The 12,263-nt window shown below is 55.3% G+C and carries 9 protein-coding genes; 6 read left to right on the top strand and 3 right to left on the bottom strand.

The window, feature by feature from the left end:
• Nucleotides 1–257 precede the first annotated feature (257 nt).
• A complete protein-coding gene (locus tag OI69_RS07520; RefSeq protein ID WP_039348236.1) occupies nt 258–1,364 on the top strand; it encodes an ABC transporter substrate-binding protein in 1,107 nt (368 codons plus the stop codon).
• A complete protein-coding gene (locus OI69_RS07515) occupies nt 1,357–3,495 on the top strand; it encodes a TonB-dependent siderophore receptor (RefSeq protein WP_154715532.1) in 2,139 nt (712 codons plus the stop codon). Before OI69_RS07520 ends, OI69_RS07515 begins: the two co-directional genes overlap by 8 nt.
• A 98-nt stretch (nt 3,496–3,593) precedes the next feature.
• On the opposite strand, the gene ybbP is transcribed toward OI69_RS07515, so the two are convergent.
• Together ybbP and ybbA are read right to left on the bottom strand one after the other, a co-directional pair.
• Nucleotides 3,594–6,023 carry a putative ABC transporter permease subunit YbbP gene (gene ybbP / locus OI69_RS07510; protein WP_039348234.1) on the bottom strand — a complete coding sequence of 810 codons (2,430 nt, stop codon included), beginning with the start codon at nt 6,021–6,023 and terminating at the stop codon, nt 3,594–3,596.
• Entirely contained in the window at nt 6,020–6,751 is a 732-nt protein-coding gene (gene ybbA, locus OI69_RS07505; RefSeq protein WP_052198332.1) for a putative ABC transporter ATP-binding protein YbbA, read from the bottom strand. Before ybbA ends, ybbP begins: the two co-directional genes overlap by 4 nt.
• On the opposite strand from ybbA, the gene tesA reads away from it, so the two are divergent.
• The 3 genes from tesA to OI69_RS07490 all read left to right on the top strand — a co-directional run bounded on the left by tesA (nt 6,674) and on the right by OI69_RS07490 (nt 9,116).
• Complete coding sequence (gene tesA, locus OI69_RS07500) at nt 6,674–7,360, top strand: multifunctional acyl-CoA thioesterase I/protease I/lysophospholipase L1 (protein ID WP_072034275.1); 687 nt, start codon at nt 6,674–6,676, stop codon at nt 7,358–7,360. The two genes, ybbA and tesA, sit on opposite strands and share 78 nt — an antisense overlap.
• A 25-nt stretch (nt 7,361–7,385) precedes the next feature.
• Complete coding sequence (locus tag OI69_RS07495; protein ID WP_039348229.1) at nt 7,386–8,156, top strand: SDR family oxidoreductase; 771 nt, start codon at nt 7,386–7,388, stop codon at nt 8,154–8,156.
• 99 nt (nt 8,157–8,255) lie between these two features.
• Nucleotides 8,256–9,116, top strand: coding sequence for a co-chaperone YbbN (locus OI69_RS07490; RefSeq protein WP_039348226.1), 861 nt, complete (start codon nt 8,256–8,258; stop codon nt 9,114–9,116).
• Nucleotides 9,117–9,592: 476 nt separating this feature from the next.
• Here OI69_RS07490 and OI69_RS07485 read toward each other — a convergent pair whose 3' ends face one another.
• Complete coding sequence (locus tag OI69_RS07485; RefSeq protein WP_039348223.1) at nt 9,593–10,786, bottom strand: nicotinamide mononucleotide deamidase-related protein YfaY; 1,194 nt, start codon at nt 10,784–10,786, stop codon at nt 9,593–9,595.
• Between the two features lie 278 nt (nt 10,787–11,064).
• On the opposite strand from OI69_RS07485, the gene tyrP reads away from it, so the two are divergent.
• Nucleotides 11,065–12,213, top strand: a complete 1,149-nt coding sequence (gene tyrP, locus OI69_RS07480; protein WP_235319667.1) for a tyrosine transporter TyrP — start codon at nt 11,065–11,067, stop codon at nt 12,211–12,213.
• The last annotated feature ends 50 nt before the right edge of the window (nt 12,214–12,263 follow it).

The raw sequence follows: 12,263 nt of genomic DNA, 5'->3' as shown, positions 1-12,263 counted from the left end.
TATTGCCAGTGCCTCATCTGCGTAAGGATCTTCTGTGTAGAGGGCCTTACGCTTTTCCCCTTTATATATTCCCCATATTCCTTTTTTTCTCATGAGCTATGACACTTTAAATATTTACTAATCCTTACAACAGGAATAGCTAATTCTCAGATAAAAAAGAACATTTTTATTCGCCGACATTACACGTACTTTTCATCGGTTGAAAACAAAAATGACAATGATTATCTTTCTTTATCCAAAATTTAATGAATTTTACCATGCGTAGCGTCTTAGTACTTTGCCTGCTCTTGCTTTGCCCACTCTTACAGGCAAAAACCATTACCGATATTTTAGGCCGACAGGTGGAGATCCCAGACAGCCCTCAGCGCATCATTCTGGGCGAAAGCCGTATGCTGTATACGCTGGCGTTGCTCCAGCCTGATAATCCGGCAAAAAATATCATCGGCTGGCCGGGAGATATGGCGCGTTACGATGCGCAGAGCTGGTCACGTTATACCGAAAAATTCCCCCAGATCGGTCAGATCCCACTATTAGGCAACGGCAACCTGCAAACAATGAATGCAGAGATGCTGCTGCCGTTAAAACCCGATCTGGTTATTCTTCCGCGGCTGGCAAAAAGCGTATCCAACGAGGATCTCCTGCAACAAACGCTGACCCGCGCAGGCATTCCGTTTATTTACGTCGATCTGCGTATCGATCTGCTAAACAACACATTGCCCAGTATTCACCTGCTCGGCGAGGTACTGAATCAACCCCAGCGTGCTGCCGCTTTTAGCGCTTTCTATCAGCAGCATATGGATGTGGTGCGCCAGCGTATCGCGCAATACCACGGTAAGAAGCCGACAGTGATGTTGCATCTGCATCTCGGCAGACGGGACACCTGCTGCACCACGGCAGTCGGCGGCAACCTTGGCAACCTGCTGACTTTCGCTGGCGGCGAGAATATTGCCAATGGCACCATCAACAGCGTCTACGGCGAACTCAGCCCGGAGCGCGTGCTGGCTGCCAATCCTGACGTTTATATCGCCACCGGTATGGCCGGGCCAGAGGGCAAGCGCTTCTCTAGCCTAATGCTAGGGCCGCTGGTTAACGCCGCACAGGCCCAAGAGAGCTTCGACACGCTCATCCATCAGGAACCGATTTTGTCTCACCTGCGAGCCGTACAAACCGGTCGTGCGTGGAGCATGTGGCACAACTTCTATCTCAGCCCGTACCACGTTGTGATGGTCGAAATGTTTGCCAAAGCGCTCTACCCCGATCGTTTTGCCGATATCGATCCGCAACAGACACTACAACAGCTCTACAAACAGTTTTTACCTATTGAATTTTCAGGGATTTATTGGAGTCAGATTTCGCATGAGTAAGCTTGTTATAACAAAGAATACGTTCCGTCACGGCTGGCCTTTGCTGGCGCTGCTGCCGTTTAGCATTCAGGCAGCCATTGTGGATGGTAAAGAAGACACGATGGTGGTGAACGCGACGACTGGCGCTCAGGCAGGAAAAGAAACGGGCTATCAGCCGCATAAAACCGTGACTGGCACCCGCACTGAAAGCCGTTTGCTGGATGTGCCGCAGGCGGTCAACGTTGTTCCCACGCAAGTGCTTGAAGATCGTGCGGTGCGTAACATTGATGAAGCGCTGTATAACGTCAGCGGTATCACTCAATCCAATACGCTGGGAGGCACACAGGATGCCATCATCAAACGCGGCTTCGGTGATAACCGTGACGGCTCAATCTTTCGTGACGGCGTACGTTCTATTCAGGCACGTAACTTTACCCCCAGCAGCGAACGCGTCGAGGTACTGAAAGGTTCGTCATCGATGCTTTACGGCATGGGCGAACCTGGCGGCGTAATCAATGTCATCAGTAAAAAGCCTGAACTGGTACAAAAAACGCATGTTGAAGGCTGGGGCAGCAGCTTCAAAGGCGGCGGCGGGCAGTTGGATGTCACTGGCCCATTAGGCACGTCCGGCCTGGCTTACCGTATGGTGGTCGATCACGATGAAACCGACTACTGGCGCAACTTCGGACGTAACCGTCAGACGACCATCGCACCGTCATTAATGTGGTACGGCGAAGACACCACGGTGCGCGTCGCCTATGAACACATGGAATACCTGACGCCTTTCGATCGCGGCACCATTATCGATCCTAATACCGGTAAGCCAGTTAATACCCCACGCGACCGTCGTTTTGATGAAAGCTACAACGCGACACGCGGCGATCAGGACAGCGTCACCATGCAGGTTGAGCGCAACCTGAATGACCGCTGGAAAAGCAGCCTGACCTATTCGTATAGCCGCAACCGCTATAGCGACAATCAGGCGCGGGCCATGAGCTACGACGCCGATACCGGAATACTCACCCGCCGCGCCGACGCTACCGCTTACGCGCATTCTCAGGCGCAAATCGTGCAGCTTACCGCAAATGGCGATGTGGACTGGGGACGTATCAATCACCAATTGCTGTTTGGCTTTGATTACGAGGCAGACCGTACTTTCCGTGGCGATATGATCCGTGGAAGAAACGACACGACCAGTTTTAACATCTATGACCCCATTTACGGCCAGTTACCGACATCAACACGCGTCATCGCCTCTGACAGCGACCAGCGCGAAAACATCGACAGCAAAGCATTCTTTATGCAGGATGCCATCCGTCTTAACGATCGCTGGCAATTGCTGGGCGGCCTGCGTTATGACACCTTTGATGTGATGTCGGGTAGAGGGCGTCCGTTTGTTACCAATACGGATAGCACCTATAGCCGTGTCGTGCCACGAGCAGGGGTGATTTATAGCCTGACATCGTATTCATCGCTTTATGCCAGCTACAGCGAATCGTTCAAACCGAACTCTTCTATTTCAACACAAATTGGCTCACTGCCACCGGAGCTGGGGCGTACTTACGAACTCGGCGCCAAGCTGGATCTGCCGAATCGTATTACCGGTAATCTGGCCTTGTTTGATATTGAAAAACAAAACGTTATGGTGAACGAAGTCGTCAATGGGGAAACCGTAACACGCACCGCAGGGAAAGTGCGTTCGCAGGGCGTCGAGTTGGATTTGGCGGGTAGCCTCACCGATTCACTGAGCCTGATCGGTTCTTATGCTTACACCAATGCCCGCGTTACCGCTGACCCGGAAAACACCGGCAAACGCATGCCAAATGCCGCACGTCATACCGCTTCGCTGTTCCTGACGCAGGACTTCGGCAATATTGGTCTGGCAGCGGGTGACGATTTGCGCGCAGGCGCAGGCGCACGTTACGTCAGCCGTCGCGCGGGTGATGCGGCGAACAGCTTCTATCTGGATGATTATACCGTCGCCGATGCGTTTGTGGCTTACAGCTTGCCGATCAACGGCTACAAGGTGAAATGGCAGCTCAATGTGAAGAATCTGTTTGATCAAACCTATTATCCATCCAGCGGCAACAACCTGCGTGTCGCCATCGGCGAACCGCGTCAGGTCGTGCTGCGCGCCAGCGTCGATTTCTAATGCATAAGCCTCAAACTGACTGAGGCGAAGCACTCATTCTTCAATGAAGTCAACAAGGCCGGGTTAACCCGGCCTTGTTATTCACGTAATCAATCAGCTTAGCCCGCGAACTGCCGGAACAGCGCTTTACCGCGCAACAGTCGCAGCCCCAACCAACCGCCGCAGAGCGACAGAAGGAATGCCGCGATTAACGGGAGCGTTATCCACAGCGTGACATTCGGCTCCCAGGCAAAGTTAAAAACCTTCCGCTGCAACAGCCACAGCGCCGCTTCTGCACCCATCGCCGCTGCCGTTCCCGCCACCAGCCCCAGCACCGCAAACTCACACCACAACGTGGTGCGCAGCAGGCGTAACCCCGCGCCCAGCGTACGATAGACCATCAGTTCCTGACGCCGCTGGCGCATGCCGACCTGAATCTGTGCCAACAGCAGCAGCACGCCGCAGAACAGCACCAGAACGACCATAATCTCCAGCGCGCGGCTCACCTGCTGCAAGACCTGCCCCACCTGACGCAGAATGCTGCCAATATCCAGCACACTCACCGTCGGGAACTGGCGGTTCAACTGCGTGATCATCTTCTCATCGCCATCGTAACGGAAGCTGGTCAGCCAGGACTGCGGCTGGTTATCCAATGCGCCTGCCGGGAAAATAAAGAAGAAGTTCGGACGCAGGCTTTCCCAGTCCACCTGACGGAAGCTGGTCACAGTGGCGCTAAACGGCTGCGTGTCACCAGTGAAGGTCAGCGTATCGCCAATCTTGATGCCCATCTCTTTGGCTTCTTTCGCTTCCATCGAGACTTCGCCCACCTTCGGCGCATCTCCTTCCACCAAGACGTTGTGCTGTGGAATCCCGTTCATCCAGGTCAGATTCAGTTCACGGTTCACCGTGTTGCCACCTGGATCGTCCTCATGGATCACTTCCGTGGCAACCTGCTGATTAATTTCCGTCAGCCGCGCGCGAATAATCGGGAAGAATAGTTCCGGCGTCACATCATGCTGAGAGAGGAAATCCCTCACCTGCGGCACCTGCTCCGCCGTAATATTCAGCAGGAAATAGTTCGGGCTGCCCGGCGGTAACTGCTGCTGCCAACGCTCCAGCAAATCACCGCGCATCACCAACAACAGCGCCAATAGCATGAAAGACAGCGAAAACGCGGCCAGTTGACTGAGCGTTGACCACGGCTGGCGCAGCAGGCGATTAATCGCCAGACGCAGCGCCAGCCGTTTAACCGTCAGTTGCCGTAACAGCAGCAGGCCGCCCCAGCCGATGATGCCCAGCAGTAGCGACAACACCGCCATACCACCGAGCAATGACCACAGCAGCACGCCGCCACCGGACAATACCGCCAGCAGCCCGACAACAATCAGCAGGACGATCGGCAGGTAATAACGCAGCGGCCACAGGTTCGCGACCACATCCTGACGCAATACGCGCAGCGGTTGTGTCGCCAGCAGCAGCCGATAGGGTCGCAGCCCAACCAGCAACGAGATCAGCACCAGCGATCCGAGTGCCCATACCCACGGCCACAGCCCGGAAGCAGGCAAGGCAGCGGGCAGCACGGGAGCCAGCATTTTCATCAGCAGCGCTTCAAACCCCAGACCAAGCACGCTACCGCAAACCGCCGCCAACCCCAGTACGGAAAGCCACTGGCCAATGATTAATCGCCTCAGGGCTTGTTTACCCGCTCCCAGCGTTTTCAGGATAGCGACCAAATCATAGCGGCTGCGACAGTAATGCCCCATCGCCACCGCCACTGCCGCGATAGACAGCAGCAGCGTCAGCAGTGCCGACAACAACAGGAACTGCTGTGACCGCTTTAACGACTGGCTCAGCGCGCCTTCGGAATCTTCCATGCCATACCAGCGCTGATCGGGCTTGAGCTGGGGTTTAATGAAGTTGCTAAATTCGCTAATCTGCTTCTCATCACCGGAAAACATGTAGCGCCAGGTAATACGGCCTCCCGGTTGAATCGCACCGGTTTTCTCAACATCATCCAGATTCATCAAAATACGCGGTGCCGTCTCGAACGGATTAAAGCCCGCATCCGGTTCCTGAATCAGTTCGCCACTAATGCGCAGCGAGGTATCGCCGACGTCCAGCATGTCGCCGACTTTCAGCCCGAGCAACGCCAGCAGGCGCGGTGCCACCAGCACGGTGCCAGCCTGCGCATGCAGCCCCTCAGGGCGCGTCTGCAAATTGCCGTACAGCGGATAGCGTGAGTCGGTGGCTTTAACCTGCGCCAATTGCGGCGTATCACCCGCGAACGTCATGGTCATGAAGGAAATCTGCCGACTCAGCGTCAACCCGCGCCGCTGCGCGTCCTGAAGCCAGGCTTCCGCCACTGGCCGCGATGCGCGCAGTACGCGATCGCCCGCCAGAAAATCACGGCTCTGCTGGCTAAGCCCTTTTTCCATGCGGTCGCTGATGGTGCCGAGCGCCAGCACACAGGCTACAGCCAGCGTTAACGCCAGCCAGACGATCAATAAGGAAGGAGAGCGCCATTCGCGCCAGAACCACCGCCAGATCATGCGTCCTCCCGCAGCTTGCCATCGACTAACCGCAGACGCCGCTCGCAGCGTGCCGCCAGTTGCTCATCGTGCGTCACCAGAATCAGCGTGGTGGCATAATCACGGTTGAGGGAAAACAGCAAATCAACAATACGTTCACCGGTTTTGCGATCCAGATTCCCGGTGGGTTCATCAGCGAACAGGACGTTAGGGCGACCGCTGAATGCCCGCGCCAGCGCCACACGCTGCTGTTCACCGCCAGACAACTGAGCGGGAAGATGATGTAGGCGCTCGCCCAACCCAAGCTGCTGCAAAAGCTGCTCAGCCTGCCCGCGGCTATGACTGTCACTTTCACCGCGCAGCAATGCGGGCAGTTGCACGTTCTCCAAGGCATTCAGCGTCGGCACCAGCATGAAAGACTGGAAAACAAAACCCACATGCTGGGCACGCAGCGCCGCGCGGCCTTCTTCATCCAGCGCGTTTAGCGATTTGCCCATCAGGCTCACCTCGCCCTCTGTGCCATCATCCAGCCCGGCCAGAATCCCCAACAACGTGGATTTACCCGAACCGGATTCCCCAATCAGGGCAATTGTCTGCGCAGGTTTGACAATAAGCTCAACTCCGGTAAGGATGGAAAGCCGATTTTCTCCCTGACCAACGTGCTTACTAAGATGATGAACTTCAAGAATGTTTTCTACGTGCGCAGTTTCGCTTGGCGTAGCACTCGCTGGGCTGGTCTTCGCAAACATGTTTTCGTCCTTTTGCTTCTGGGATTATGCAGCGTACGCGCTTTCGCCGCTGACACACTATTAATTCTGGGCGATAGCCTCAGTGCGGGCTACCAGATGCCAGCCGCTAACGCCTGGCCGACGCTGCTGAATACACAGTGGCAGACGCAGAAGAAAGGCATCGCGGTGGTTAACGCCAGTATTAGCGGCGACACCACCGCACAAGGGCTGGCGCGCCTTCCTGCTCTTTTGAAACAGCATCAGCCACGCTGGGTGTTGATTGAACTGGGCGGCAACGATGGCCTTCGGGGATTTCCGGCCCCCAATATTGAGCAGGATCTGGCAAAAATCATCACGCTGGTGAAACAGGCTAACGCCCAGCCGCTGCTCATGCAGATCCGGTTGCCGACCAACTATGGCCGCCGCTACACCGAGTCATTCAGCAATATCTACCCCAAACTCGCGGAACAGTTTGCACTTCCTCTGCTGCCTTTCTTTATGGAGCAGGTGTATCTTAAACCGGAGTGGATCATGGAAGATGGTATCCATCCAACCCGTGATGCCCAACCGTTTATCGCAGAATGGATGGCGAAGCAGCTAGACCCCTTAGTTAACCATGAGTCTGAATAAATAGGCTTTTGAATTAGGTAAAGTTATGCAAAAAACGGTCTTCATTACCGGTTGCTCCAGCGGCATTGGCCTGATTGCCGCTCAGGATCTGCAAAAACGCGGCTATCGTGTGATTGCGGCCTGCCGCCGCGCAGAGGATGTTGCGCGTCTAGCCGCGTTGGGTCTGGAAGCAATTACGCTCGATCTGGATGACAGCGCCAGCGTCGAACAAGCGGCTGCGGAGGTGCTCAGACTGACTGATCATCGCCTGTACGGCCTGTTCAACAACGCCGGATATGGCCTGTATGGCCCGCTGAATACCATTTCGCGCCAGCAGCTTGAACAGCAATTTTCCAGCAATCTATTCGGCACCCATCAGCTCACCCAGTTGCTGCTCCCCGCCATGCTACCGCACGGTGAAGGCCGCATCATCCAGACCAGTTCCGTGTTGGGGCTGGTGTCCACACCAGGACGCGGCGCCTATGCCGCCAGCAAATATGCGCTGGAAGCGTGGTCAGATGCATTGCGTATGGAACTCCACGGCAGCGGCCTGCACGTCAGCCTGATCGAGCCTGGCCCGATCAGTACGCGCTTCACCCACAACGTCGCACAGACGCAGACGGACAAGCCGGTAACCAATCCCGGCATCGCTAAACGTTTCACACTGCCGCCGGAGGCGATATTGCCAAAGCTTCACCATGCGCTGGAAAGTTCGCGGCCCAAATTGCGCTATCCGGTGACGCTGGTGGCTCACGCGTTAACCTGGCTGCGCCGTCTGTTACCGGGGTGTCTGCTGGATAAGGTTGTGCGCGGATAAGGCAGTAAATGCGCATTCCCCCCTACACGAGGCTTGCAAATAACACTGGCAGGCCTCATGTAAGGGTCAGATGAATTCAAGAAGTAAGAGAGACTACTCATGTTAGAACAACAAGCGACTATCGTTGACGTCAACGAATCTAACCTGCATCAGGTGTTGGAACACTCCATGACACTGCCGGTTCTGTTTTACTTCTGGTCAGGGCGCAGTCAGCACTGTCTGGAGTTGGAACCGGTGCTGGACAAGCTGGCACAGGAATACGCAGGACAATTTGTTCTGGCAAAAGTTGACTGTGATGCCGAACAACGCGTCGCCGCCCAGTTTGGCCTGCGTTCCATCCCAACCGTTTATCTGTTCAAAGACGGACAGCCGCTGGATGGTTTTCAGGGGCCGCAGCCGGAAGAGGCAATTCGTGAATTGCTGAAACGCGCGTTGCCGAAAGAAGAAGAACTGAAAGTCGCAGAGGCGCATCAACTGATTCAGGAGGATAAACTGCCGGAAGCGATGCAGGTGCTGAAAGACGCCTGGCACCTCAGCCAACAGCGCAGCGACATTGGTCTGATGCTGGCGGAAGTGCAGATTCAAATTAAACGCAGTGAAGATGCCGAAGCGGTATTGGCAACCATTCCGTTGCAAGATCAGGACACGCGCTATCACAGTCTCGTGGCGCAGATTGAATTGCTGAAACAAGCAGCAGACACGCCGGAAATTCAGCATCTCCAGCAGCAACTGGATGCCGACCCGCAAAATGCGGAGCTGGCGGTGCAGTTGGCGCTGCAACTGCATCAGGTCGGCCGCAATGAAGAAGCGCTTGAGCTGCTGATGGGCTTCCTGAAGAAAGATCTGACCGTGGCTAACGGCAACGCACGTAAAACGCTGATGGACATCATGGCCGCCCTCGGCACCGGCGACGCCCTCGCCGCCCGTTACCGCCGCCAGCTCTATTCGTTGTTATATTGATTGGTATAATTTACCCAAGCTATCCCGTAGCCCCTTCACAGGGGCTTTTTCTTATACACAGATACAGGGATACAGCGCAGGTTTTGACGTTACTCGGCGTAAAAAATTGCGCTGAGGTGAGCGTTACCGCCGAGTGAGCGGCATGGACGCCGCGAAAGCCAGTGCCGCGTCGGACAAAAACGTCAGAGACGTTTTTGAACAGCACTTGTGCTGGCCCGAAGGGCGAGCCCCATTTATGGGGCGAGTAAACGCGTCACTGGCGGCTCGACAAGTGGGAACGAACGCCGAAGGCACCGCACAGCGGCGCAATTCACGCCAAAAGCCTAGGGGTCACGGGGCGAGCGGCGCTTGAGCCGCCCCGTGTCGGGCGCGTGCTACGAGGTAGCATGAAAATGACGGTACTGTCGCGCACGAAACTATCCCCAAAAACCGAATAGAAATGTGCCCAAGAAGCAGATTCTCGATTCCCCCGCTAACTACAGCGTCTCCAACACCGTGATCCAGCCGTGACCGCCGTATACTGACCAACCGTTTAGCCAGCGACGCAGCATGTTCATCGCCAGCATCGCAACGACTTCCTGATGGGTTTTCAGGCTGTAGCGCTGTACGTTGAACTGTATCGTTTGGGCGAAAGATCCTTCCGGCGTATGCAGCGCTAACGACAACTCAGCATCATGTCGTTGCCCCACGACCAGCGCTAATGACGCCCCCTGACGCTCCGCCAGATGACGGGCATAATCCGCCAGCCCAGACAGGCTGCTATTCTCAACGTTAGCCAGCAGTTCGCCCCCCGCTAATGGAACATTCGCCGACTGAAGCTGCCAGTTGAGCAGCCCGGCGGTGAAGTGTTCACTCACTGCCAGCGTCATATCACGCTCCGCAAAACGTCGCGCCAACTGCGCCGGAAGACCTTCCGTGCCTTCAAAGAGGGTATTCTCTCCTGCCACCGCGCGCACCGTTTCCCACAGTTGCGTCATCTTTTCTTGCTGTGCGGCAGGGCCAGTTAATTTCAGCTCGATAATCGGCATCGAAGAGCGGTAGCCCAGCACTACGCCCGTCGGTAGCGCCATGCCATCCAACTGGCTTGCCAGATCGCTCTCGGAGCGACCAAAGGTGGTCAAGCGCAGGCATAGCGGCGCATCAGCGACAGCAAAACGCTCGCGCAAGCGCGGCATGATTTGCTGATCGACCATAACCTTAAACTCAGAGGGCACGCCCGGCGTAAAGAACATCAGGCACTTGTTCAGTTGCAACGCAAAACCACAGGCGGTGCCAACCGGGTTATCCACCATCTCCGCGCTGGCGGGAATTTGTGCCTGCTTGCGGTTGCTGGGCGCCATCACTCTGCCGCGATCGGCGAAAAAAGCCTCCATACGCGCCAGCCATTCAGCATGTTCAACCAGCCCTTCTCCTGCTGCCGTAGCCGCCGCCAGTGCACTCAGATCGTCGCTGGTTGGCCCTAACCCCCCGTTGACAATCAGGATATCGGCGATCTGGCTACGTTGCGTGATCGCCGTCACCAGCGACTCAAGATCGTCCCCCACCGTCATCCGGCTGGTCATCGGTAATCCCTGCTGGAACAAATAATCCGCCAACCAGGCCGCATTGGTATCAATAATCTGACCATGCAGCACTTCATCGCCGGTACATAACATCTCGACCCTAAGCATTTCTTTATTCCTCGTGACGATCCTGAAACCACTTTAAAAAGTTGTATGAGCAAACACAATGTTTCTTTCAACCTGCCCGATAGCGTACGCGCCCGACGATCCAGGCTTGAGTGTAAATATAAAATTACACCCTGCGTAACCGCGTTTTGACAGAAATCACTGAATCCTCTACCCTGCTGCCAAAAATATCTGGATAGCCACGCTATATAGAGGAATAGGTGAAAAATCGCACTCTTGGCAGTATTTTTATCGTTGCAGGAACCACAATTGGAGCAGGAATGTTGGCGATGCCGCTGGCAACCGCTGGCGTCGGATTTGGTACGACCTTGATGATATTGATCGGTTTATGGGCGCTGATGTGTTACAGCGCCTTGCTGCTGGTTGAAGTGTATCAACATCAGCCATCACAGACTGGATTAGGCACGTTGGCAAAAATCTACCTCGGTCGCTGGGGACAGTGGATTACCGGCTTCAGCATGCTATTTCTGATGTATGCGCTCACTGCGGCTTACATCAGCGGCGCAGGTGAACTGCTCGCCAGCAGTATTAGCCAGTGGAGTGGCTACGCGCTTCCGCTGCCTGCGGGCATTTTACTTTTCACTCTGGTGGCAGGCGGCGTTGTCTGTATCGGCACATCTTCCGTTGATTTGTTTAACCGCCTCCTGTTTAGCGGCAAAGTGCTGATGCTCGTCATCATGCTCACCGTCATGGTGCCACATATTCAGCGCGTCAATCTCCTCACGCTCCCGCTGCAACAGGGTCTGACGCTCTCGGCGTTACCGGTCATTCTGACGTCGTTCGGCTTCCACGGCAGTATCCCCAGCATTGTTCACTACATGGGGGGAGACAGCCGCAAGCTGCGCAAGATATTCCTTATCGGTAGCGTCATACCGTTAATCGCCTACATTTTCTGGCAGCTCGCCATGCTAGGCAGCCTCAGTTCTTCGACATTCAACGCGATTTTGATCAATCAGGCGGGATTGAATGGGCTAATGCAGGCAATTCGCACGCTGGTTGCCTCGCCGCACGTTGAAGTAGCCGTCCATCTGTTTGCCGATCTGGCGCTGGCGACCTCGTTCCTCGGCGTAGCACTTGGATTATTCGATTATTTAGCCGATCTCTTTAAGCGTAAAAATAGCGCTACAGGGCGGGTGCAAACCGGTTTGCTGACGTTTATCCCACCGCTGGTGTTCGCACTCTTTTATCCGCAGGGGTTTGTGCTGGCGCTGGGCTATGCAGCAATCGCACTGGCTGTGCTGGCATTGCTCATTCCCGTTATGCTGAGCTGGCAGGTACGCAAGCAGAATCCCGAGATACGCGCAACACGCGGTGGCGCTCCGGTTCTGGCGCTGGTTTTCGCCAGCGGCGTAGGCATCATCCTGATCCAACTGGTGATGGTCGCAGGCGGGTTACCGTCCATCAGCTAACCTTACACGCAGTGTGACGGTAAAGGATGACCGTCATAAAAAAGAGCGTG

This window comes from Pectobacterium fontis (assembly GCF_000803215.1).
GTDB lineage: Bacteria > Pseudomonadota > Gammaproteobacteria > Enterobacterales > Enterobacteriaceae > Pectobacterium > Pectobacterium fontis.
The sequence above is the reverse complement of the archived record's forward strand: the minus strand, read 5'-3'. Positions and strand labels throughout refer to the sequence as shown.

Coding starts and splice junctions, on each gene's coding strand:
- OI69_RS07520 (WP_039348236.1), top strand. CDS start 258: ATGCGTAGCGTCTTAGTACTTTGCCTGCTCTTGCTTTGCCCACTCTTA.
- OI69_RS07515 (WP_154715532.1), top strand. CDS start 1,357: ATGAGTAAGCTTGTTATAACAAAGAATACGTTCCGTCACGGCTGGCCT.
- ybbP (WP_039348234.1), bottom strand. CDS start 6,023: ATGATCTGGCGGTGGTTCTGGCGCGAATGGCGCTCTCCTTCCTTATTG.
- tesA (WP_072034275.1), top strand. CDS start 6,674: ATGATGAACTTCAAGAATGTTTTCTACGTGCGCAGTTTCGCTTGGCGT.
- ybbA (WP_052198332.1), bottom strand. CDS start 6,751: ATGTTTGCGAAGACCAGCCCAGCGAGTGCTACGCCAAGCGAAACTGCG.
- OI69_RS07495 (WP_039348229.1), top strand. CDS start 7,386: ATGCAAAAAACGGTCTTCATTACCGGTTGCTCCAGCGGCATTGGCCTG.
- OI69_RS07490 (WP_039348226.1), top strand. CDS start 8,256: ATGTTAGAACAACAAGCGACTATCGTTGACGTCAACGAATCTAACCTG.
- OI69_RS07485 (WP_039348223.1), bottom strand. CDS start 10,786: ATGCTTAGGGTCGAGATGTTATGTACCGGCGATGAAGTGCTGCATGGT.
- tyrP (WP_235319667.1), top strand. CDS start 11,065: ATGTTGGCGATGCCGCTGGCAACCGCTGGCGTCGGATTTGGTACGACC.